This is a genomic window from Paenibacillus sp. V4I5 (genome assembly GCF_030817255.1).
Classification (GTDB): Bacteria; Bacillota; Bacilli; order Paenibacillales; family NBRC-103111; genus Paenibacillus_E.
In genome coordinates, this window is the sequence record NZ_JAUSZB010000002.1 from 1 (window position 1) to 24429 (window position 24429).

Consider the following 24429-nt stretch of genomic DNA (forward strand, 5'->3'; position numbering starts at 1 on the left):
GCATCGTAAGCATTGACTGAGTTTTCGTAAGAAAACTTTCTTCGTAAGCATAAGCTGAGTTTTCCTTAAGGAAAACTTATCTAGTAAGCATTTCCTTAAGTATGTTTTAGACGTTAACATGGTGGGGATGTTTAAATCAAGTGCTTTCCTTTCATACTAGGAAAAAAGGAGGCAGCACATGATTGCCATGGATCCTACCCGTCCTCTGATTGTTCAGAGCGATTTATCGATATTAGTGGAAACGAATCACCCGGAATTTGAAACTGTAAGAGGGACAATATCCCGTTTCGCGGATCTGATCAAAAGCCCAGAGCATCTCCATACGTATCGGATTACGCCATTATCGTTATGGAATGCATCAGCTGCTGGAATGCCAATAGAAGAAATGTCGGTCTTTTTACAGCGAAATGCCAAATTTGGTGTCCCTCCCACAGTACTGAGCAGCATCCGTAAATATGTAAAGCGGTATGGCATACTGCGTATGCAGAATGTCGGAAATGAGCTCTATTTAGTTAGCGATGATACTGTCGTCTTTAAAGAAATTTGCGCGTACGATTCGTTGAAGATGTATTTAGAGGATACCCGCGGAGAGCGCGCTATTGCTATTTCTCCAATTTCACGTGGTGTTTTGAAGCAAGAACTTATCAAGCTGGGGTATCCTGTAGAAGATTTGGCCGCGTATCGCAGCGGTGAGTTTCTTCCGATTCAGCTTCGGAATGAAGATACGTTGGAAGCGCCGTTCCAATTGCGGGATTACCAAAAGCACGCTGTAGATGCTTTTAACCGTGTCGGAGAAGGCGGCAGCGGTGTATTGGTGCTTCCTTGTGGAGCAGGGAAGACTGTGGTCGGCATTGCCGCGATGGCCAGGTGCAACTGTGCTACATTGATTCTGACAACCAATGTTACTTCGGTGAAGCAGTGGAAGCGTGAGATATTGAGCAAAACGGGTTTAGCGGAAGATCAGGTAGGGGAATATAACGGCACTACGAAGGAAGTAAGGCCTATCACGATTGCGACTTATCAGATTTTGACGCACCGAGGGAAGAAAGAAGACGAATTCTCGCACATGCGGCTGTTTAGTCAGAGAGACTGGGGGTTGATTATTTATGATGAGGTTCATCTTCTGCCAGCACCCGTTTTTCGTGCTACAGCAGAGATACAAGCGACTCGCAGGCTCGGATTAACGGCAACTTTAATTAGGGAAGACGGTCGAGAAGAAGACGTTTTCTCCCTTGTGGGACCGAAGAAATATGATATGGCTTGGAAAGAACTTGAGTCTATGGGCTGGATAGCCAAGGTCGCCTGCAAGGAAGTACGAGTGCCTCTATCAGCTTTCGATCGGGATCGTTATGGAGCCTCGGGTGCTAGGCAGCAGTTCAGAATTGCTGGAGAAAATGCCGCTAAGCTAGATGTTATAGACCACTTGCTGCGGCTTCATGCGAATGAACAGACGTTAATTATCGGTCAATATATTAGTCAGTTGGAGCTTATCGCTGCCCATACCGGCGCGCCCATGATCAGCGGTGGAGTGGCGCATGAACGCCGAGAGGACCTATACGAACAATTCAAGAAGGGTCAGGTGCCCCTCCTTATTGTATCCAAGGTTGCCAATTTTGCTGTGGACCTGCCCGATGCCGTTGTAGCCATTCAGGTGTCGGGCAGCTATGGTTCGCGGCAAGAAGAGACGCAGCGGCTTGGGCGAATTCTTCGCCCAAAGAGCAGCGGTACGAACGCAGCTGTCTTCTATTCTCTGATTAGCGAGGATACGAAGGAGCAGGATTTTGCAATGAAAAGGCAGCTTTTTCTAGTTGAACAGGGCTATCAATATAGCATAACGAGTTGGAATCAAGAGGCGAAATGACGAGAAGGAGCATAGGATGAGATTTGAACATATGGATAGGAAAATGCCCCGAGAACTGAGGGAGCTCATAATTGAACAAAAATGGTGCGCTTCTTTCCTAGAACAAGGAGTGGCATTACCTGAATTAATGACGGATCTGAAGTACCTTGCTGAGTTGAACCGGCATTTGTCATTGGATGAAAAGCATACTCTGCGTTTCATCTTATCCGCTTTCGGCTGTGAACCGTTTACAAGAGACGCGTTGGAAAAGCAAGCAGCTCTTCGTATGGCGGGTGCGCAAGTCGCTCTAGGCCTTGTCGGACTTAGAAGAGCAGGCGTTATTGCGGCTTTTCGCAAATCTTGGGGGGAGCAGCTTTTTATCCTGCCTGAGGATGCTTTTGCAGCGTGGCAGATGTTATTGTTTCCGTCCGATCAGCTTCAAACAGGTAAAGAGGATATGGCTCTTGAGCTGTGGGAGGCTGGGAGCTCAGGGCAATTAAACACATCAGATCCAGCAGCACCGATACACCCTAGAGGCTTGGCACAGCAGCTATTTCATTTTCTGGTGGTTTGTAACCAACAATCATCTCTACCACTCACGAACAAAGGGACTTTACATAAAAAGCAGCTGCAAAAGCTAACGGAACATCTTGCTTTGCCCAATGATATTTTACGCTCTGCTGGGCTTACTTACGCATTTAGAGACGTTTATAACGAACCTGCCGCACTAATAATTGAAATGGCTATTCGTATGGGTTTCCTCACTATTCATAGCCAAGGTGACCGATACCTCTTCAATCAACAAGCCTGTCTAAGATGGCTTCAGGACTCCTACGATAGGCAGCAGGGGCAATTATATCAGACTTGGCGTCAGTTGTTGGTTCCAGCACCTGTCTGGCTTGAACATGGCATATCATTGATGGAGAGAGGAGAGTTCGGACATTGGTATGATGTGGACGTTATTATAAAAAAAATCGGTTCTTGCTGTTCCCTCGGTGGGCAGGTGACGGAAGAATCATCACTTCGTAAGGCTATCATGACCACTTGGATGGCTCCTTTGTCTGTTTTCCGTTTCATAGAGTTGGGTACCGACAAAGAAGATCATCTATGGTTTCGATGGTTAATCACACCGAGAGAAGAGATCGCACACGATAAGGATAACAACCTTAGATCGTCAGAAACGAATGTTGAGGTGCATCCCTCGCTTTATGTGCAGCCGGATTTTGAAATGCTGCTTCCCCCTGACATATCTCTTCGCACAGAATGGGATATCGCGGTTTTCGCTGACCTCCAGACGACAGATCTTGTTCGTACCTATCGCATAACCAAAGAAAGCTTCTACCGTGCTTGGGAAAAGGGGATGAGCAGTGAAGAGATGATTCGGATGCTGCATGAGAATGCTCTTTACGAAGTACCCGCACATATTACGATTACTTTACAGCAATGGGGAGAGCAGGCCGGTAAGGTGTATATCGAAGAAGTTACGCTGCTTCGCTGCCGTTCTGAGGATATTGCTGAGGCCTTGCTTAGAAACGAGAATTGCCTACCACTTCTTGGGAATCGTGTTGGCGGCTCAGACTTTATTATTTTGCGAGAACATCTTACAGTGCTTACGAAGTGTTTAGAGAATATGGGTTTCAATCCACGAATTAGCCGAAAAGAAGAGAATACAGCGATTTCCAATCCCTTGATTTCGCCCGAAAATCAGACCGGTGGCCTTTGTTATTCACGGGATACCATCCAGCTCTATGAAATGGATACCCATTTGCCGGAGCGGGACGAATTGTATCCGGATATGCAGGATATTCCTGTAAGCTGGATTAAGGAATTTCGTGAGTATCACGGCTCTACTCGCAAAGAGATGATCCGCAAAGCTATTGAATGGAAAAGCGTTCTGCAGCTTCGTAAAGAAGGACGAAATCGCTTCATTATTCCCCGAATTCTTCGCGAAGAACGATCGGGCTGGATACTGGAAGGACTGGAGGAATATCAGGAGATTTCTTTGGCGAGCGAGGATTGGGAGGAAATGAAGCTTATTTTACCTGGTATCAACGATGAAGGTGTTTATACTTAGGTTATAATGATCAAATGAATCATGGACGAGGATTTCGCTGCAAAGAGAAAAGGAAGAAACTCTTGGGGAACTGTGGTATAGTAGAGATGTTATCTATTCTTTGAGAGGAAGGATGTTGATCGTAGTTATGTTACAGACAATGGAACCAGAAACAATAGATATGTCGGCCGTTCTTATGCAGGCTTATGACATGGGTGATATGATTAATTCTTCTGCTGAAGTGGCAGATTATTTATATTGGAAGATCGCTGTGGAGAACAGCGCGGAAGTTCGGGATCTTAAAGCGGTTTTCGCCAGAAAGAAAGATGCTTTCGAGGAATGTGAACGTTTCGGGCATTACCACCCAAGCTATCACGAAGCCTTAGCCGCGGTGAATGAGATTCAGGAGAAGCTGCATGCTGTTGAAGCGGTACGTAGGTTTAAAGAAGCTGAAGACCGTTTGGATGATTTGCTGTTTACAGTTTCCACAACGATCGCGCATGCGGTCTCCGATACGATTAAAGTCCCAAGCAATAATCCACTTCCAACTGGCAAAGGCTGCAGTTCCGGTGGAAGCTGCAGCGGGAATTGCGGGTAAATACTAAAGTTGGAAATCGGGGCGGATGATTCCGACCTCGGTTCCCTGCCAGTTATGAATGGTTGGGGTATGATAGGAGGCAAGTTCGCCTACTTCGGATTCCGAAAGCAAGCTTAGCTGCTTCAAAGCTTCGACGACAGCGGGGTACAAGGCCCGGACATTACCGTCTTCGATCTTTAAGACGAAGCCTAGTCCCTGCTCAGGAATCGTGATGGCGAAGATGCCTTCGGCTCCCATCTTGCCGATGATACGGCCTTTGGTTACCTCGATTAATCGCGTATCGAAGCGGTCGCTTCCCGCGAGGAATTGAGGATATTTTCGCACCGCGTCGACAATTCTTTGGCAAGCGTTTGCACGTGCTTGCGGTAATTCGTCAGGGCGGCCTAATCTGGCGAAAGCAAGTGCCAGTCGGTCAATTGTCATGCCGAATACGGGCACTCCGCAACCGTCAATCCCGAGCTGCATCTGCAGCTTAGGCACGCCGGTTATGGCGCATACCGCATCGAGCATAAGCTGCTGGACAGGATGCTGGATGCTCATGTAGGTATCCGGCGATGCACCAAGGTGTGCGCTAAGCGCTAGCATACCCGAATGTTTGCCCGAGCAATTGTTATGCAAGGTGCTCGGGGATTCTCCTCGCTCGCGCATCGCCTGTGCGGTCGGCGCGTGATAAGGATCATGTGCACCGCACTGCAGGTGCTCATGGTGGTAACCGAGCTTGCCCAGGATACCCTGGGCAGTGCCCACGTGTTCAGCTTCCCCGTTGTGGGAAGCGCAGCATAGGGCGATTTCGGCATCAGTGAGGCCGAAATGATCTGCCGCGCCGGACTCTATCACCGGCAATGCTTGAATGAGCTTCGCCGTCGAACGGGCGAAGGTGAGCAGCTGCGGGTCGCCTGCTTGATGCAGCAGCGTCCCTTGGGCGTTAACAACCGCGAGGTGGACGCGGTGAATACTTTCTGTTATGCTTCCACGGCATATACGGACGATTGTGTCAGAAGGCTTCATGTAGTGGTATCACTCCATACTAGGATTATTGAAAAGAGGTTGCAATCATGATGATCGAGCGTAGCGGATTAATCATTTGGGTAAACGATATCAAAGCCGCGAGAAACTTGGAACGGTTCGGTTCCCTTCATTACATATCCAAGAAAATGAATTATGCCGTTCTTTATATACATGCAAGCAAAGTAGATGAGACAACACGGAACCTTTTGAAGCTCCCGTACGTCAAAAAGGTAGAGAAGTCGTACCGTAACGAAATTAAAACCGAATACAGTAGTGATGTGCCGGACAAAACTAGATTTTACACCCTTTGAGGCTGCAGTGCAAAACGAAAGCTTCGTAAGAAGCTTTTTTTATTTTTTGAATTTTTAGAAAATAAGCATTTTTTCATGATTTCACAAATATTTATTAATAATTTTATATATTCTTTCATGGGAAAAAAAGTTATAATCAAGTAAAATATAACTTACAGACAGATAGGGAATAGGTACACGGTCTCATTTTAGTAGGAAAGGGGTTGTGATCATGAAAGACAAGGTGATGGGGAGATGGAGTACTTATGAACCATTCTTCGTACAGCTGGGTGACAAGAAAGTGGCGGATGTCGTGATCACGAATCATGCGAAGCTGAGATGGAGTGATCGTGTTTCTAGCGAAAACAATTCACTCGAGGAAATATGCGCTTTTCTGTGGGAAAAGCTTAAAAATGATAGCATCGTCCCGTATTATCGCAATGAAGAAGACGTTTATCTCATTGATGATGACCTTGTCGTTGTTGCCGAGTTCTCGCATTTGGAGCATGAGACTGATCTCGTGGGTAATCCGCTTCACAAAATGATTATTGTTACTTTCCTTGGGAAAATGTCAGAAACGATGGAGCTTCGTGATTTGAAGTCCTATTATTCTTGGCTTAGACACTCGCGTCGCATGACACTGATCAAGAACAGTCGTAAGCGTCGATAACCGAATAGGTTGCTTAGCTGGAGTGTGTCGATGACGGCATGCTCTTTTTTGCGTCTTAATGGACTGTGTGCTTGCGATTTCATATAATGGAAACAAAGAGAGGCGGGTTTACATGGCACTTAATTTTCATCAACTACATATTTTCTTTACCGTGGCGGAGAAAGGCAGCTTCTCTCATGCGGCGGGAGCCCTACATATGACACAGCCTGCGGTGACCATGCAGGTACAATCACTGGAAGATTATTTCGGCGTCAAGCTATTTCACCGCAGTACCAAAAAGATCGAGTTATCCGAAGCGGGACGAGCTCTGCTGCCTTTTGCTAAAAACAGCATTGAGCTTATTCGTGAGACGGACGTCGCCATGTCCAAATTTACGAAGATGATTGAAGGGCGGCTGCAGTTGGGCGCCAGCTTGACGATGGGGGAATACATTTTACCTCGCCTTCTTGGACCCTTCAGCAAAGACTATCCTAATATCTCCGTATCGATGAAAGTGATGAATACGACTCAGATCTTGGACGAGGTCCTGGGTCATCAGCTCAATTTCGGACTTGTAGAAGCGCCCATTCATCACCCGGATGTCCATACCGAAGCGATTCTTAGTGATGAGCTTAAGCTTATCGTGCCTGCGGACCATCCGCTAGCCGATATGGAGGTTGTAACTCTTGAAGAGCTGCTGAGATATCCGTTTGTTCTTCGTGAGCAAGGTTCCGGGACGAGAAGAGTGATGGAAGAGGAGTTCGCGCGCTGCAATATGGATTGCTCTTCCATGAAGATTGTCATGGAGCTCGGCAGCACTGGTGCTATCAAATCAGCTGTTGAAGCGGGTTTGGGTATATCCATTCTTTCTCAGTCGTCCGTCAAGCATGAAGTGACGCTAGGCCTCTTTAAAGTGAAGGAGATCGAGAACATTGCCTTCGAACGCAGCTTCTATGCCATTTACTTGAACTCTACGCTGCTGCCTATATCGGCTGTAAGCTTCATGACCTTCTTGCGACAAGAGGATTTGAGCCGCTTCCTTTAATATTTTACATAAATCTACAGTTCGCTTAATGATGAGTTCATAAATGTCATTTACGATGAAGGAAGGGAATAGAAAATGTCTGCAAGAATAGAAGCGGATTTACATACACATACGACAGCATCAGATGGGACTGAGCGCCCTGCAGCTAACGTTCAAATGGCTTTCGACGCCGGACTAGGCGCTATAGCGATCACTGACCATGATACGGTCTCAGGTGTCGCAGAGGCACTCTCAGCGGGTCGTGAGCTTGGTATTGAGGTCGTGCCAGGAGTTGAAATCTCCACGGTTGCTAATGGGCAGGATATCCACGTGCTAGGTTATTATATTGACATTAATAATGAGCAATTTCTTCAGAGACTGGCGTCTTTGCGAGATACGAGAGATACCCGCAATAACATGATTATCGATCGTTTGCAGCAGCTTGGACTAGACATTACAATGGCAGAAGTGCTGCGGGAAGTAGAGAATATTAAGAGTAAGGGCGATACAGTTGGAAGGCCTCATATCGCTGCAGTATTGTTAAATAAAGGCTATGTGAGCTCCATCAGTGAGGCTTTTGACCGATATTTAGGAACGGGTGCCGCCGCTTATGCCAATCCACCAAGGATCGAACCAGCTACGGCGATTGGGTGGATTCAAGAAGCGGGAGGAAAGGCCGTCCTTGCACACCCGGGTATTTACCATGATGATACCCTTGTAGAGGCAATTATCCATCAAGGCTTGGACGGTATTGAAGTCTATCACTCAGACCATACGCCGGAAGAAGAGGCGAAATATCTCAGCCTTGCACAGCGCTCCGGACTTCTCATAACGGCTGGTTCCGATTTCCATGGTGAGCGAGGCGGTGTAGTATTCCACGCACCTATCGGTTCGAGGCGAATAGGAATCGATGTTTTACAAAGCCTCAAGCCAGAGAAGGAGCAGCGTACATGAAGAAAATTCGCAAAGCTATTATCCCTGCAGCAGGTCTGGGAACTCGTTTCCTGCCAGCTACAAAAGCGCAGCCCAAAGAGATGCTGCCTATTGTTGATAAACCGGCCATTCAATATATCGTGGAAGAAGCGATTGAATCTGGCATTGAAGATATTATTATTGTCACTGGACGCAATAAGCGTGCAATTGAAGATCATTTTGACAAATCAGTTGAGCTTGAGATGATGTTGGAGGAAAAAGGTAGCACGCAGCTTCTGGAAATCGTGCAATCCGTTTCGAATCTGGCCGATGTTCATTACATACGGCAAAAGCAGCCCCTTGGACTTGGTCACGCGATTCTGTGTGCCCGTAAATTTATTGGGGATGAGCCATTCGCGGTTCTGCTTGGCGATGATATCCTCCAATCCTCACCGCCAGGACTTAAGCAAATGATGGACATTTATGAACAATCCGAAACGTCCGTCATTGCTGTGCAAGAAGTGCCTTGGGAAGATGTAAGTAAGTATGGTATCGTCTCCCCCTCAAGTAGCCTGGACAAGTACCAGTTGATCGAAGATCTGGTTGAGAAGCCGGACCGTGATCAGGCACCTTCGAATTTAGCCGTTATTGGGCGATATATCATCATGCCGGAAATTTTCGGTATTTTGGAGAGACAAGAGCCTGGCCGCGGCGGCGAAATTCAATTGACCGACGCTTTGCGTGTACTCAACAGGCAGCAGCAAATGGCTGCCTATCTGATGCAAGCTAAGCGCTACGACGTTGGCGATAAGATGGGATACATTGAAGCGACCATCGAGCTAGCCTTGCAGCGTCCGGATTTACAGGACCAAGTAAAAGCCTATCTATTATCTCTGATTCGTCAGTTGGAATTGAAATAGAGAAACGCGATGAACTTGGGAGGTTGGATGGAATGGTACAGGTGCAGCGAATTGCGGTTATTGGAACGGGATATGTCGGACTGGTATCGGGTACTTGCTTCGCGGAGATGGGGCATCAGGTTATTTGCGCTGATCGTGACGAAGGAAAAATAGCTCGCTTGCAGCAAGGGGATATTCCAATCTATGAACCTGGTCTGAAGGAGCTAGTCACGTCCAATCTGCTAGCCCACCGCCTATCGTTTACTTCGCTAATCAGTGACGCCATTGTCTTATCCGATATAATCTTCATTGCTGTTGGAACACCAACTGAGGACAATGGCGATGTGGATATGACCCAAGTTAACAGTGTCATTGCAAGTACTGCTGCCTATTCCACGACTTCCAAGATCATCGTAATGAAAAGTACCGTACCGGTAGGAACCGGTCGATGGGTAGAAGAGCAGTTGAAGTCGTTAGCGGCTGCTCATTTAGACATGCATGTCGTTTCTAACCCTGAATTTCTTAGAGAAGGCTCTGCAATTGAGGATACCTTCCATCCGGATCGTGTTGTCATTGGTGCGGATCACCCGGAAGCAGGAGCCCGAATTGCTGCCCTGCACGCTCCTTTACGAACTGAATTGCTTCTGACTGACCGCGAAAGCGCAGAGCTTATCAAATACGCCTCCAACGCATTTCTGGCAGCCTAAATTTCGTTCATTAACGAAATGGCTCATGTGTGTGAGAAGGTGGGTGCTAATGTTGGCCTTGTGGCCAAAGGCATGGGGCTGGATCGCCGCATTGGTCCTCATTTTCTGAACGCGGGTATTGGATACGGGGGCTCCTGCTTCCCCAAAGATACGAAAGCGCAGCTTAAGCTTGCTCAGAACGTCGATTATGATTTCAAAATATTACGTTCCGTGATTGAAGTGAATCACCTGCAGCGAGAACGTTTTGTACATAAAATTGAACGTGCAGTCGGCAAATTGAACGGGAAGCGAATAGCTGTCATGGGTTTGGCGTTTAAGCCGAATACAGACGATTTGCGTGATGCTCCCGCGCTCGATATTATTGCTGCACTTCAAGAACGAGGCGCCATAGTTAATGCCTATGACCCTGTATCTACAGGGCATGCTGCTCGGCTGCTCCCGGAAGTGACCCTGTTCACCGATCCTTATCTTGCCCTCCATGAGGCTGACGCCATGGTTATCACGACGGAGTGGGAAGATATTCGACGCATGAACTGGCGTCTGGTTAGAAGCCTTGTGAAGGAACCTCTCATTACGGATGGACGGAATATGTTTGAACCGGAAGAGATGAGCAGACTCGGGTTTGCCTATGTGTCGATTGGCAGAAAAACAGCCGTTCCGGACATGGTTATTTCATGAAAATAGGACACAAAGGAACCTAGCGGTTAACTCGCTAGGTTCTTTATTCTCCAAATGAAATTTTATTTTATCGTGACATTCATCTGCTTAATCATGTTCTCATCAGGCGTAACGAATAGCGTCTTCTGATTCACATAGATGACAAATCCGGGTTTTGACCCATTTGGCTTGTGGACATGTTTTATAGCTGTATAGTCAACAGGAACCTGGCTGGAATGTTTGGCTTGACTGAAATAAGCGGCCAATTGGGCTGCCTCCAGCAGGGTAGTTTCTGAGAAGCTATCGCTGCGAATAACGACGTGGGAGCCAGGAATATCTTTCGTATGGAGCCATGTATCCATCGAAGAGGCAAGTCGATTCGTTAAATATTCGTTCTGCGTATTATTTTTACCAACATAAATAGGAACACCTTCACTGGAAAGGTAGCAGGCCAAAGCCGGCTTATCTTTCTTTTTCTTTTTTCGCTGTTTTTTATTGCGGTCACGTACATAACCTTGCTCCATAAGCTCATCGCGGATCTCTTCGATATCGGTTAAAGAAGCGACACTCAACTGCTGCAGTAAGGAGTTTAAGTACGTAATCTCTTGATGGGTTTGTGCAATTTGTTCCTCGACAATCGCCGTGCTGTTTTTCATTTTTGTGTACTTTTTAAAATACCGCTGTGCATTTTCAGAAGGGTTCAAAAGTGGATCCAGTTTTATTTTTATCAAAGCCTGGTCCTCATCATAGTAGTTGATGATCTCGACCTCGCGATCCCCTCTTTTAATCATGTGAAGAGATGCCGTCAACAGCTCACCGAGAATCCGATATTTGTCGGCTTCTTTGGAGTCATCAACGGTTTCTTGAAGTTTTTCCAACTTTTTAACATTTTTATTCGCTTCATTATGCAAAAAACGGAGCAAATCAGCCACACGTTGTTTGACCGTATCTCTTTCCGCTTTGTCGCCATAAAAGTGCTCCAAACAATCACTCGGAGTCGCATATGACGTGGAAATGCCGGTAATGTGTGTTAACGGTGTCATGGCAAAGAACAATTTACCGGTACCTTCTTGCTCTACAATGACGGGTTCGTAGTGATGCTGACGTACAGCCGTCATGACACCATCGAAAGCTGTCCACAAGGCCGCAAGGTCATCTCCTTGTTCGTTGTTCCCGTCTTGACGGCTGCGGAATACGATTTCTTTGGCGATCAAAGGACTTAGCCCACTGAAGGCAGCGACTAATTTTTGTTCAGGTTTTTCCTTGGACTCTTCTTCACCTGGATCTTGAATAAGAGCATGCTGGAACGTGGAGGCATCAGCCTCTAGTGGATTCTGTTTATCCTGCTCAGGCGGCGTGACATACTTGCTTCCCGGCATGACAATTCGATAAGAACTGATGGCTGGCGTTACGTGATGGATACCGTCTAGAATTGTTTCCGTTGCCGGGTCCAGAAGAATAATATTGCTGTGTCGCCCCATGATTTCCACAATAATGTGTTTGGTGCTCATATCTCCTAATTCATCGCGATGACGAATTTGCAAACGGATGACACGCTCCATGCCTATTTGTTCCACGGCTTCAATTACGCCGCTCTCACAGTATTTGCGAAGCAGCATACAGAACATAGGAGCATCCATTGGGTTTAACGAGGACTGTTCAGTGATTTGGACCCTTGGATAGGTAGGATTTGCTGAAAGAAGTAGTTTCACATTTTGCCCTTGTGCTCGGATGTGCATAATAACGTCATTTTCGGTGGGCTGGTGAATTTTATTGATTCGGCCTCCTACACACATTTGCAGTTCGTGAATAATTGCATGAAGGACTAGTCCGTCTAAAGCCATGATACATACAACTCCATTCTAGGTTGAAAACTTTGCTAACCTCTATGATGCCATACTTTTCACAAAAACTTAAGCGTTTGTCGGCAAGAAAGATGATTTCAGGGATATTTTCCTGCTTGTCTGAATACATTTACGTATGAGTGAGAGGCAAGTATATGTGGAAGTGGGAGGGAGAAGGGCGGATGAGTCAGAATAAGTGGTACCAGTTGACATCGGAGGAAGTCCTGCAGTCACAGCAGGTGAGCATGCAGCAAGGATTGCCCTGGGAGGAAGCTTGGAAGCGACAGGCGGAAGTTGGTCGAAACGAGCTTTCCGAAGGGAAGCGTGTTTCTCCGATTACACTGCTTTTGAATCAATTCAAAGATTTCATGGTGCTGGTCTTATTGGGGGCGACCTTGATTTCCGGCTTGTTGGGTGAATATTTAGATGCCATTACCATTATCGTCATTATTGTGATGAATGGCATTCTTGGCTTTACACAGGAATTTCGGGCGGAACGTTCACTACGTGCACTTAAAGAACTATCAGCCCCTAATGCAAACGTTTGGAGAGAAGGGGCTATTCATCAAATACCAGCTCGCGATTTGGTTCCAGGCGATATTATTATGCTGGAAAGTGGCGACCGGGTGCCGGCAGATGTGCGGTTTCTGGAAACGAATGGCGTATATATCGAGGAGTCAGCTCTAACAGGGGAGTCCGTTGCCGTCGGCAAAATTACATCCGCTATATCTAATGATGAAGTACCTCTTGGGGATCAGCGTAATCTGGGTTTCATGGGTACGATGGTGGCACGTGGAACGGCCAAAGCCATTGTTGTTCGTACCGGGATGAGCACGGAGATGGGGAAAATCGCGGATCTGATTCAAAATACAGAATCTATGGAAACGCCACTGCAGCATCGTTTGGAACAGCTTGGGAAGATTCTAATCATTGTCGCGATTGCATTGACGGTTCTCGTTGTTGTCGCAGGTATTATGCATGGACAACCACCTTATGCGATGTTCCTAGCCGGTGTCAGTTTAGCCGTCGCAGCTATTCCGGAAGGACTTCCGGCTATAGTAACCATTGCGCTTGCACTCGGCGTACAGCGAATGATTAAGCGTAAAGCCATTGTAAGAAAATTGCCTTCTGTAGAAACCTTAGGTTGTGCCTCAGTCATCTGCTCCGATAAAACTGGAACATTGACTCAGAATAAAATGACGGTCACCCACTTATGGGTGGGCGGTGATGTGTTGGAAGTAACGGGGGACGGCTATACGCCAGTCGGGGATATCCAATTCAGTGGACAAAACACAGATGCGCTTAGGAACCCATCACTCAGTAAACTGCTTCATGTGTCCGTACTTTGTAATAATGCAACTTTATATGAGGAAAAGCAGGAGTTGAAAAGGAAGAAGGGTAAAGATGGCAAAGACGGTGTCGTCTCTGTTTGGAACATTAAAGGGGATCCAACCGAAGGTGCTTTAGTTGTCCTGAGTGCGAAGAGTGGCATTACCCAGGAATCGCTCAGCGAGAAATATAAGCGTATCGCCGAATTTCCTTTTGACTCTGAGCGTAAACGGATGTCTGTACTTGTGACTTCTGAACATGGTCGGATGGCTTGCACGAAGGGAGCTCCTGATGTTCTCATTCAACACTGCAGCTACATTCTTTGGGATGGAAAAGTGATTCCGTTCACGTCTACGCTTAAACAGAAAGTGATTTCTGCGAATGAAGGCATGGCTAAGTCCGCTCTTCGAGTATTGGGGATTGCTTACAAAGAACTTAAGAGCAGTGACCGATATGAGGATTATGAAGATGTGGAAAACAGCTTAATCTTTGTCGGATTAACCGGCATGATCGATCCACCGCGTAAAGAAGTGCGTGAAGCGATCTCGAAGTGCCGTAAAGCAGGCATCAAAACGGTCATGATTACAGGTGACCATCAGTCAACGGCTGAGGCGATAGCTAAGCAGCTTGGCATGATTCCGGCGAATGGTGTCAGCATGAGTGGTCAGCAGATTGCAGGTCTTTCGGACGATGAACTGGATGCTAAAGTGAATGATACCTACGTGTATGCCAGGGTATCCCCTGAGCATAAACTGCGTATCGTCAAAGCTTTGCAGCGCAAAGGACATGTCGTCGCGATGACGGGGGATGGCGTGAACGATGCGCCAGCGATCAAAGCTGCGGATATCGGCATCGCGATGGGGATTACAGGGACTGATGTGTCCAAGGAAGCTTCTTCGTTAATTCTCAGTGATGATAACTTCTCCACGATCGTTGCAGCGATTGAAGAAGGACGAGGTATTTATGAAAATATACGTAAATTCATCCGTTATCTGCTTGCCTCCAATGTGGGTGAAATTATGACGATGTTCATTGCTATGATGGCCGGTCTACCCTTGCCGCTTGTACCGATTCAAATTCTATGGGTGAATCTTGTTACCGACGGCCTTCCTGCTATGGCGTTGGGTGTGGATCAAGCGGAGAAGGATTTGATGCAGCACAAGCCTCGCTCGGCGAAGGAAAATATTTTCGCAAGACGATTGGGTTGGAAAATTATTTCCAGAGGTATTCTCATCGGTATTTGCACCTTGGGTGCTTTCTGGCTCGTATTACGAGTCAATCCTACGGATGCCGGAACCTTACTAAAAGCGCAAAGCGTCGCGTTCGCCACGTTGGTAATGGCTCAGCTGATTCACGTATTCGATTGCCGCAGCTCACGCTCTATTTTCCACCGTAATCCTTTTCAAAATCGTTATCTCGTTCTCGCTGTGCTGTCTTCGCTTGTGTTGATGTTAGCCGTTATGTATGTGGAAGCTCTTCAACCGATCTTCAAAACCGTTCCGCTTGGTTTGAAAGATTGGATTCTGGTTCTGATTGCCGCTGGCATTCCGACCTTCTTAATGGGGCTGGGCAGTGTGCTGTCGCCAAAACGCAACAAGAATTCACGTTCTGTTTCATATAATTCTTCCAAACCGAGCTTTAGATAGTGAACAAAGCTGCCGTGAGGCGGCTTTGTTGCTTGAAACGAGCCTTAGATGCAATTCTAGAGGCTCGTTATGCATAGGGATGTGAGCTGAAAGTCGGATAGATAAACTATTCTTTGTAATTATTTGTGTTTGTACAAACGAATAAATTCTTTTTTGGCTGCATTCTAATTCCATCAGGCAAGATTTATTCAATTCTTTTACTAGGAATCTATTAACACTATCCCATTGGCTCATGTCATGGGGAATCAGAGTGATATTCGGTTGGAATGGAAAGGAAGGACTATGCATCTTGACATTTTTACGCTATGATAATGGCTAAACCGCATACTGGGAGTGCTATTAACAATGAATTTCACAAAAATGCATGGTCTAGGTAACGATTTTATCGTAGTAGCTGGAGAGAAAGAACTTCCTGCTGATGCAGATCAGCGTGCGATCCAGTTGTGTAATCGTTTTTTTAGTATTGGAGCCGATGGCATCGTCTATATTCTTCCTTCTGACAATGCTGATTTCAAAATGCGCATTATGAACTCCGACGGATCTGAAGCTGAGCAATGCGGCAATGCCATCCGCTGCGTTTCTAAATATGTTTACGATCATAAGCTAATTGATAAAACGGAGATTACCGTTGAAACACTTGGCGCAGGCGTACAAAAGGTACAATTAAACGTACAAGATGGCAAAGTTCGGACTGTTCGCGTGGATATGGGTCAACCGATCCTGAACGGCCTTCAAGTCCCAACTACGGTAGATGAAGCTAAAGTGATCAATTACCCGATTGAAGTTGACGGGAAAGAATTCCGTTTTACGGCTGTTTCGATGGGAAATCCGCACTGCGTTATTTATGTGAAGGATGCTGTGAATTTTGATCTTGCCACTTGGGGGCCGAAGCTTGAAGTGCACCCGATGTTCCCTCGGAAAATAAATGTCGAATTCGTTACGGTGAAAAATCGTGCTTACACGGATATGCGCGTTTGGGAAAGAGGGGCAGGTCCTACACTTGCTTGCGGCACTGGCGCTTGTGCAACGCTTGTCTCCTCCGTGTTAAACGGTTTAACGGACCGTGAAGCGACAGTTTCGCTTAAAGGCGGAGAATTGTTTATCGAATGGAATGAAGCGGACAACCATGTTTATATGACCGGACCTGCGGAAGAAGTGTTTACGGGCACGGTTTAAGTTAATTACATTTTTAGTAGGTGGGGAATTTATCATGAAATTGGATCTTCGTACGGCGCTGCAGCGGGACATTTTGATCGGTGACGGCGCTATGGGGACTTATTTATATCAGATGGGATTTCCTGTCGGCATTTCTTATGAAGAATTGAATTTGCTTAGACCGGAAACGGTTGCTGACGTGCACCGCCGTTATTTTGAGGCAGGTGCGCGTCTTATTGAAACGAATACATTCTCGGCTAATCGCGAAAAATTATCCAAATACGGTCTAGAAGGCGATGTTGAAGCCATTAATCGAGCAGGTGTGGAGCTAGCCAGAAAAGCGGTTGGTGATGAAGCGTATGTTGTTGGCGCTATTGGATCTATTCGTGCGGGCAAGCGCAAAAATGTTCGTACCACGGACGTTGAGGATTCATTGCGCGAGCAGATTGGCATCTTACTGGATTCGCCAGTGGACGGGCTATTGCTTGAGACCTTCTATGATTTGGAAGAGCTGCAACTCGCGCTGCGTATTATTCGCAGCATGAGTGAGCTGCCTGTCATTTGTCAGTTCGCTAACGAAGGCACTGGCAGCACACAGGACGGTGTTCCGCTGCAAGAAGCGTTCCAGCGGTTACGCGACGACGGGGCGGACGTCATCGGCTTCAACTGCCGCGTCGGCCCGAATGGGATTCTCCGTTCGATGGAGAAGCTAACTCCAATCGCCGGCATCCCGTTCTCCGCGTTCCCGAACGCGGGGCTGCCCGACTACGTCGACGGTCACTACACCTATGCGGCGACGCCTCAGTACTTCGCCGAGAGCGCGCTGCGCTTCGCAGACCTCGGCGCGCGTATCATCGGCGGCTGCTGCGGCACCACGCCGGAACATATCGCTGCCGTCGCCCAGGCGCTGCAAGGCTACGTCCCGGCAGCGCCTGGTACGATGGCCTCCACGCGAACTGTGCGCGTGAGCGAGCCCGCCCCGGCGAAACCTGCGCCGCCGGCAGGCAAACCCTCGCTGCTCGAAATCGTGAAGCAGCGCAAAACCGTCATTGTCGAGCTGGATCCCCCTCGGGATCTCGACATCGAGAAATTTATGCAGGGGTCGAAGGCCCTGCAGGATGCGCATGTCGACGCCATTACGATGGCCGACAATTCACTAGCCGTGACGCGCATGAGCAATCTGGCCCTCGGTTACCTCGTGCAGGAACGCTTAAGCGCGCGTCCGCTGATCCACATCGCGTGCCGCGACCGCAACATGATTGGGACGCAGTCCCATCTGATGGGTCTTCACGCGCTGGGCATTGACCACGTGCTGGCCGTGACCGGCGATCCCGCCAAATTCGGCGATCTCCCTGGGTCCAGCTCCGTTTACGACCTGACCTCATTCGAGATCATTCGGATGATTAAGCAGCTTAACGAAGGCATTGCCTTCTCAGGTAAGCCGCTAAAGCAGAAGGCCAACTTCGTTGTAGGGGCTGCTTTTAATCCGAATGTGAAGCATCTGGATAAAGCGGTTCAGCGCTTGGAACGCAAAATTGAAGCAGGCGCCGATTACATCATGACGCAGCCCGTCTACGACGCCAAGCTGATTGAACAAATTTATGAGGCGACGAAGCATTTAAATATACCGATTTTCATAGGTATTGCTCCGCTAGCTAGCGGAGGGAACGCTGAATATCTGCACAATGAAGTTCCAGGTATTCGGTTGTCCGATGAAGTGAGAGAACGCATGAATGGACTCAAGGGTCCAGAAGGGCGGGCAATGGGCGTTGAGATTGCCAAAGAGCTGCTGGATGCTGCAATGCCTTTCTTTAATGGCATCTATCTAATGACCCCTTTTCTGGCCTATGAGATGTGCGTAGAACTGACGAAGTATGTATGGGAAAAGTCGAATCGGCATGATTTCCACTTGTACCCACTTTCAAAATGAATTAAAATAGGTTAATGGATGTGATAAGGATGATTTGCAGTATGACCGGATTCGGACAAGCGAATCGTTCTTTTGCGGGATACAACGTGTTTATCGATGCGAAATCGGTCAATCATAGGTATAGTGAAGTGTCGATCCGATTGCCGAAGGAATGGGCGGCTTTTGAAGACGCTTTGAAGAAAACGGTGCTGCAAGCGGTGAAGAGAGGACGGGTAGACGTCTTCATCACGGTGGAACGTGAAACGGCTTCTCCGAAGAGCGTAACGGTTAACTTTGCTTTGGCAGATGCTTATTTGCAGGCTGCGGAGCAGTTGAAGGAGCGCTATGGGTTTGCCGAGCAGGTCGAGCTCAAAGATTTATTGAAACTTCCCGATCTCATTCAGATGAAGGAGTCGCGTAAGGAACCTGATGAAGAGATCGAACAGGAACTATGCGCCTGCTTGCAGGAGGCCGTTGCCAGATTATCCGACATGCGGCTGCGGGAAGGAGCGTTTCTGGAGCAAGATATTCGTGAGCGCTTGGCGGAACTGAAGCGAATCCATGTGGAATTGGAAGCTTTAGCACCTCAGGTGGTTCAAGACTATGCGGCTAAGCTGACGAACAGAATTCAGTCTCTTCTGCAGGATCAGACGCCTGTGGATGAGCAGCGCTTAGCGACAGAAATTGCGATATTCGCAGATCGTTCGAATGTGGATGAGGAATTGACTCGACTGAAAAGTCATTTTGAGCAATGTGATCAATTGCTTACAGAGAAAGAGCCTGTTGGACGAAAGTTGGATTTCTTGATTCAAGAAATGAATCGAGAAGTGAACACAATCGGATCCAAGTCCAATCACTCGGAGCCTACGGCTAGAGTGATTACGATGAAAGCAGAGCTTGAGAAGATGCGCGAACAAATACAGAATATCGAGTGAAGCGGCATGGAGCTTCGCGAGGAGGAAGTCGTAATGGCTATCAAATTAATTAATATCGGGTTCGGCAACATCGTATCGGCGAACCGCATTATCTCGATCGTAAGTCCGGAATCGGCTCCGATCAAGAGGATCATTCAAGAGGCGCGTGATCGTCACATGCTGATTGACGCTACATATGGTAGAAGAACCCGTGCCGTTATTATCACTGACAGCGACCATGTGATTTTGTCGGCAGTACAACCAGAGACGGTAGCGCATAGACTTTCCAACAAGGACGATGATCATGACGAGTAATACGAATACCCTTGAGCGTGAGAGAGGCATTCTGATTGTTTTATCCGGTCCTTCCGGTGTCGGCAAGGGAACCGTTTGCGCCGCGCTACGCAAGTGTTCACCGGATATCGTCTACTCGGTATCGGCCACAACCCGTTCTCCTAGACAAGGGGAAGTGGATGGTGTGAACTATTTCTTCAAAACTCGGGAGCAATTTCAACAGATGATCGAAACGGATGAAGTGTTGGAATGGGCTGAATATGTAGGTAACTTCTACGGCACTCCGAGACGTTTTGTTGAGGAAACGCTGCGCTCCGGTCAAGATGTCATCTTGGAAATCGAAGTGCAGGGTGCTCTGCAAGTCAAACAAAAGTTTTCCGAAGGTGTTTTCATTTTCTTGCTGCCGCCTTCTCTAGATGAGCTTGAGAATCGCATTGTAACGCGTGGTACGGAAACGGATGAAGTCATACGCAGCCGAATGTCGGTAGCTATGGACGAAATTCGCTTGATGGAGCACTATGACTATGCGATTGTAAATGACCATGTAGAAGCGGCTTGTTCCAAAATACAAGCGATTCTTTTAGCAGAACATTGCAAAAAAGATCGGATGTATCCAAAAATCGTACAATGGATGGATGAGGTGAATTGAATGCTATACCCTTCAATTGATAAACTGCTTGATATCGTGGATAGCAAGTATTCACTAGTTGTAGCTGCTTCCAAAAGAGCAAGATCCTTGCGTGATGGCGCTAAATCAAATTTAAAAGGCCAAAAGGCTCACAAACATGTTGGTGTCGCGTTAGAAGAGCTATACGGCAACTATATCGGTTATGAGAAAATTGAGTCGACAGAGACTGAGAAATATCAGAAGAAATAAATTGGTTTACCCAACAACCCTAGTGGTTGTTATTTTTTTCTCAAATTGTGCGTAGAAAGGGGATACCTATGAGTGTACTGCATGGCAAAACGATTGTGCTTGGCGTATGCGGAGGCATTGCCGCTTATAAGGCTGCTGCGTTAACGAGTAAATTGACACAAGCTGGTGCAATTGTGCGTGTGATTATGACTAAATCAGCTGTTCAATTCGTAGCGCCGTTAACGTTTCAAACGCTGTCTCGTCATCATGTTTTTGTGGATACCTTTGATGAGAAAGATCCTTCGGTTGTATCGCATATCAACTTGGCGGATAGTGCCGACCTCGTGCTTGTTGCGCCTGCAACGGCGAATATGATTGGCAAGCTGGCGCTTGGTCTTGGCGATGATATGCTCAGTACGACGCTGCTTGCAACCATGGCACCGATATGGGTAGCGCCTGCAATGAACGTGCATATGTATGCGAATCCAGCTGTACAGCATAATATGCAGACCTTGCTAAGCCGTGGAGTGCGGTTTATTGAACCGGGAGAAGGGCAATTGGCTTGCGGTTACGTTGGAAAAGGACGGCTTGCTGAACCTGAGGAGATTCTTGCTGCAATTGAGCAGCATTTTAAGGGGGAGCCTAGGCGTTTAGAAGGACAACGTGTCCTCGTGACTGCCGGAGGCACCGTTGAACGCATTGACCCGGTACGGTACATTACGAATGACTCCTCCGGCAAAATGGGCTACGCTATCGCTGAAGAAGCGGTGCGTATAGGAGCCAAGGTGACGTTGATATCAGGGCCGTCCGCTTTATCAGCGCCTGAGGGCGTTAAGCTAATCAATGTTCAGTCTGCTTTGGATATGAGAGAGGCTGTTTTGGCTCGTTTGGATGAAAGTCATCTTGTTATCAAAGCAGCTGCGGTAGCTGATTATCGTCCAGCGGTTGTTGCTGAGCATAAAATTAAAAAGAAGTCGGACTCGCTAACGCTAGAGCTGGTTAAAAATCCAGATATTTTACAGGAAATCGGTACGCTCAAAAAGCATCAGTTCATCATCGGGTTTGCTGCAGAGACGGAGCGTTTGGACGAGCATGCGATGGACAAGCTGAACCGCAAAAACTGTGATCTCATCGTTGGTAATGATGTATCACAGGAAGGTGCGGGCTTTGGCGGTGATACGAATGTGGTCCGGTTTTACGATCGTAATGGGCTCGTAGAGGCCCTTCCTATACAAAGTAAGAAAGATGTGGCACGTAGACTGCTCGAGCTTGCGGCGGATCGTATGCATTCCGCAGCGGGGGAATCCTGATGTACGCAAAAGTCATTGTCGATGTCCCAGCGAAACAAACAAACCGGGCATTCGACTATGAAGTACCCGCATCCTTGAGGAAATGGGTTGAAGTGGGCAGTCGCGTTGGCGTGCCTTTCGGCCCGCGGGTGCTGCAAGGCTTTGTCGTCGAATTGCATGAGGAAACCCAGGTAGATGTGACTCGCATTAAGCCGATTCAGAACGTCCTGGACTTGGTTCCTCCGCTCACGGAGGAACTTGTGAGTCTGGGGAGGTGGGTCAGCCGCATGTACTTGTGCCATGAAGTTACGGCGCTACAGGCGATGCTGCCTGCTGCACTCAAAGCGAAATATGAGCGGGCGATTGGGGTCGGGGAGGAGTCTGGCGAGCAATCGCTGTTGGACATGTCGGATCTGCAAGAGATTGTTAGCTTCGTGAAATCCAAAGGTTCCGTCTCGATGGATGCTTTGATGGAGCGTTTTGCAAGTGACGGCGCCCTCATTAAACAACTGCTGAGCGCAGGTATCCTAGCGGAAGTACAATTGGTCAAAGACCGCATGAATACCAAGAAAGCGTTGACCGTTTTCCCTCCTGCTGGTGGGAGCGGATTGGAAGAGGCTTTGGCCGAGCTTCCTGCCAGAGCTAACAAACAGCAGGATGTGCTGCGTTATTTGATGGAACATCCACACGCGATTCGGCTCACAGAGCTGATGGAAACGGTGGAGGTCGGCGCGAGCACGGTCAAAAGCTTGGCGGATCGCGGGTGGATTGAGCTGCGTGAGGTCGAAGTGATGCGCGACCCCTATGCGGGTCGTGCTTTCACGCGGACGAAGCCGCTTCCCTTAACGGAAGAACAGAGCAGTGTCTTCGCGGAAATTCGAGATGCTGTAGCTGAGGAGCGCAATGAGGTATTTCTGCTGCACGGGGTTACGGGTAGCGGTAAAACCGAAGTGTATTTACAATCCATTCAGCAGTGCTTGGATATGGATAAGGAAGCGATTGTGCTTGTTCCTGAAATTTCACTGACGCCGCAGATGGTAGAACGATTTAAAGGGCGGTTTGGCGATTTGGTTGCCGTCCTACACAGTCGGTTATCGAATGGAGAACGGTACGACGAATGGCGCAAAATTATGCGCAAGCAAGTGAAGGTTGTGATCGGCGCTCGTTCGGCGATTTTTGCTCCTTTTACGAGAATTGGCCTTATTATCATTGATGAGGAGCATGAATCTTCCTATAAGCAGGAGGAGAGCCCCAAATATCACACCCGTGATGTCGCGGTTCAAAGAGCGAAGCAGCAAAACGCCGTCGTTGTACTCGGTTCCGCAACACCCTCTCTTGAAAGTATCGAGAAGACAAGGCGACGCCGTGACAGGGATAAACCTCCCTTTCGGTTGTTGACGATGCGGGAACGCGTGGCCAGCCGACCGATGCCCCCAGTAGCTATCGTTGATATGCGTGAGGAGCTGAAAAACGGAAATCGTTCTATGTTCAGCCGTTCCTTGTATAAAGCGATCGAAGATCGGTTACAAAAGAAAGAACAGATTGTTTTATTGCTGAATCGGCGTGGGTATGCGACGTTCGTTATGTGCCGTACATGCGGTTTCGTCTCGCAATGTCCACATTGTGATATTTCACTTACCTATCATCAAAGCTCGCGCATGCTGCGTTGTCATTATTGCGGCTATGCGGAGCGAGAGGTTACGCAGTGTCCTAGCTGCCAGTCGGAGCATATTCGTCATTTTGGTACAGGAACACAGCGTGTTGAAGAGGAGCTTAGTAAGATTTTTCCCGGGATTCGGGTCATCCGCATGGATGTCGATACGACGACGGAGAAAGGTTCACATGAAAAATGGCTGACGATGTTTCGCGAGAAGCAGGCGGATGTGCTGCTTGGCACGCAGATGGTAGCAAAAGGGCTGGATTTTCCTGACGTGACCTTAGTGGGGGTTATCGCAGCGGATACAGTGCTTAATCTGCCGGATTTCCGTTCAGCGGAGCGGACTTTTCAGTTATTAACACAGGTTGCAGGCCGGGCGGGTCGTCATGAAAAGCAAGGGGAAGTGTTCGTCCAGACATACACTCCCGAACATTATAGTGTGCAGTATGCAAGCAAACACGATTATATCGCTTTTGCGAACCATGAGCTTGATATACGTGCAAATCTAGGCTATCCGCCTTATCAGCGATTGATTCTGGTCACTTTTTCGCATGAGCAGGTTCCGCTTCTGGTACGTTCTGCGGAGGCTTTTGTCACGAGGCTGAAAGAGATTGCTTTTACGTACCGGGCCCAGCAGGTTGATCTGTTTACGAATACGTTGCCCACGGATCAATCTTTTCAAATGGATGTGTTAGGACCTGTTGCATCGCCGATTTCACGAATCAAGGATAGATATCGATTCCAATGCGTGGTAAAATATCGGGGGGAAGATCAGGCTGCAGAGATCGTTTCTAAAGCAGTAGCTTGGTTTGAAGAGCGTTCAGCGAAAGAAAAGCTGCTGATCAGCGTGGATGTTGACCCGCAATATTTGATGTAATGAACCCCAAATAGAGAAGACT

19 protein-coding genes and 1 pseudogene are annotated in these 24429 nt (G+C 47.8%); 18 read left to right on the forward strand and 2 right to left on the reverse strand.

The annotated features are described in order from the left end of the window. The first annotated feature begins 178 nt into the window (after positions 1–178). The 3 genes from QFZ78_RS01790 (at position 179) to QFZ78_RS01800 (ending at position 4491) form a co-directional block, all read left to right on the forward strand. Positions 179–1861 carry a DNA repair helicase XPB gene (locus tag QFZ78_RS01790; protein ID WP_307544928.1) on the forward strand — a complete coding sequence of 561 codons (1683 nt, stop codon included), beginning with the start codon at positions 179–181 and terminating at the stop codon, positions 1859–1861. 16 nt (positions 1862–1877) lie between these two features. Next, on the forward strand, positions 1878–3914 hold the full coding sequence (locus QFZ78_RS01795) for a helicase-associated domain-containing protein (protein ID WP_307544930.1): 2037 nt from the start codon (positions 1878–1880) through the stop codon (positions 3912–3914). Positions 3915–4041: 127 nt separating this feature from the next. Next, entirely contained in the window at positions 4042–4491 is a 450-nt protein-coding gene (locus tag QFZ78_RS01800; protein ID WP_307544932.1) for a YlbF/YmcA family competence regulator, read from the forward strand. 3 nt (positions 4492–4494) lie between these two features. On the opposite strand, the gene QFZ78_RS01805 is transcribed toward QFZ78_RS01800, so the two are convergent. Further along, positions 4495–5499 carry an asparaginase gene (locus QFZ78_RS01805; RefSeq protein ID WP_307544933.1) on the reverse strand — a complete coding sequence of 335 codons (1005 nt, stop codon included), beginning with the start codon at positions 5497–5499 and terminating at the stop codon, positions 4495–4497. Between the two features lie 47 nt (positions 5500–5546). On the opposite strand from QFZ78_RS01805, the gene QFZ78_RS01810 reads away from it, so the two are divergent. The 6 genes and pseudogenes from QFZ78_RS01810 to QFZ78_RS01835 all read left to right on the forward strand — a co-directional run bounded on the left by QFZ78_RS01810 (position 5547) and on the right by QFZ78_RS01835 (position 10658). Then, entirely contained in the window at positions 5547–5810 is a 264-nt protein-coding gene (locus QFZ78_RS01810) for a YlbG family protein (RefSeq protein WP_029195610.1), read from the forward strand. Positions 5811–6021: 211 nt separating this feature from the next. Further along, complete coding sequence (locus tag QFZ78_RS01815) at positions 6022–6459, forward strand: hypothetical protein (RefSeq protein ID WP_029195611.1); 438 nt, start codon at positions 6022–6024, stop codon at positions 6457–6459. 112 nt (positions 6460–6571) lie between these two features. Beyond that, positions 6572–7483 (forward strand): selenium metabolism-associated LysR family transcriptional regulator, encoded by a 912-nt coding sequence (locus QFZ78_RS01820; RefSeq protein ID WP_307544935.1) that lies wholly within the window; start codon positions 6572–6574, stop codon positions 7481–7483. 75 nt (positions 7484–7558) lie between these two features. Further along, positions 7559–8416, forward strand: a complete 858-nt coding sequence (locus QFZ78_RS01825) for a PHP domain-containing protein (protein ID WP_307544937.1) — start codon at positions 7559–7561, stop codon at positions 8414–8416. Further along, complete coding sequence (gene galU / locus QFZ78_RS01830) at positions 8413–9294, forward strand: UTP--glucose-1-phosphate uridylyltransferase GalU (RefSeq protein WP_307544939.1); 882 nt, start codon at positions 8413–8415, stop codon at positions 9292–9294. The genes QFZ78_RS01825 and galU overlap by 4 nt, the downstream gene beginning before the upstream one ends. 41 nt (positions 9295–9335) lie before the next feature. Then, a pseudogene (locus tag QFZ78_RS01835) lies at positions 9336–10658 on the forward strand (UDP-glucose dehydrogenase family protein). A 62-nt stretch (positions 10659–10720) separates the two neighbouring features. On the opposite strand, the gene QFZ78_RS01840 reads toward QFZ78_RS01835, so the two are convergent. Continuing rightward, a complete protein-coding gene (locus tag QFZ78_RS01840) occupies positions 10721–12481 on the reverse strand; it encodes an Rqc2 family fibronectin-binding protein (protein ID WP_307544942.1) in 1761 nt (586 codons plus the stop codon). A gap of 182 nt (positions 12482–12663) precedes the next feature. Here QFZ78_RS01840 and QFZ78_RS01845 point away from each other — a divergent pair, with 182 nt between their 5' ends. The 9 genes from QFZ78_RS01845 to priA all read left to right on the forward strand — a co-directional run bounded on the left by QFZ78_RS01845 (position 12664) and on the right by priA (position 24407). After that, positions 12664–15456 carry a calcium-translocating P-type ATPase, SERCA-type gene (locus QFZ78_RS01845; RefSeq protein WP_307544944.1) on the forward strand — a complete coding sequence of 931 codons (2793 nt, stop codon included), beginning with the start codon at positions 12664–12666 and terminating at the stop codon, positions 15454–15456. 345 nt (positions 15457–15801) lie between these two features. Next, complete coding sequence (dapF, locus tag QFZ78_RS01850) at positions 15802–16632, forward strand: diaminopimelate epimerase (protein WP_307544946.1); 831 nt, start codon at positions 15802–15804, stop codon at positions 16630–16632. Between the two features lie 34 nt (positions 16633–16666). Continuing rightward, positions 16667–18541 (forward strand): bifunctional homocysteine S-methyltransferase/methylenetetrahydrofolate reductase, encoded by a 1875-nt coding sequence (locus QFZ78_RS01855; RefSeq protein WP_307544948.1) that lies wholly within the window; start codon positions 16667–16669, stop codon positions 18539–18541. Positions 18542–18582: 41 nt separating this feature from the next. Then, positions 18583–19455, forward strand: coding sequence for a YicC/YloC family endoribonuclease (locus tag QFZ78_RS01860; protein ID WP_307544950.1), 873 nt, complete (start codon positions 18583–18585; stop codon positions 19453–19455). Positions 19456–19488: 33 nt separating this feature from the next. Further along, positions 19489–19749 carry an extracellular matrix/biofilm regulator RemA gene (remA, locus tag QFZ78_RS01865; protein ID WP_009672664.1) on the forward strand — a complete coding sequence of 87 codons (261 nt, stop codon included), beginning with the start codon at positions 19489–19491 and terminating at the stop codon, positions 19747–19749. Beyond that, positions 19739–20377 carry a guanylate kinase gene (gene gmk / locus QFZ78_RS01870; protein WP_307544952.1) on the forward strand — a complete coding sequence of 213 codons (639 nt, stop codon included), beginning with the start codon at positions 19739–19741 and terminating at the stop codon, positions 20375–20377. Before remA ends, gmk begins: the two co-directional genes overlap by 11 nt. Further along, complete coding sequence (gene rpoZ, locus QFZ78_RS01875) at positions 20378–20605, forward strand: DNA-directed RNA polymerase subunit omega (RefSeq protein ID WP_047672652.1); 228 nt, start codon at positions 20378–20380, stop codon at positions 20603–20605. 68 nt (positions 20606–20673) lie between these two features. Beyond that, a complete protein-coding gene (coaBC, locus tag QFZ78_RS01880) occupies positions 20674–21894 on the forward strand; it encodes a bifunctional phosphopantothenoylcysteine decarboxylase/phosphopantothenate--cysteine ligase CoaBC (protein ID WP_307544954.1) in 1221 nt (406 codons plus the stop codon). Next, positions 21894–24407 (forward strand): primosomal protein N', encoded by a 2514-nt coding sequence (priA, locus tag QFZ78_RS01885; RefSeq protein WP_307544956.1) that lies wholly within the window; start codon positions 21894–21896, stop codon positions 24405–24407. Before coaBC ends, priA begins: the two co-directional genes overlap by 1 nt. The last annotated feature ends 22 nt before the right edge of the window (positions 24408–24429 follow it).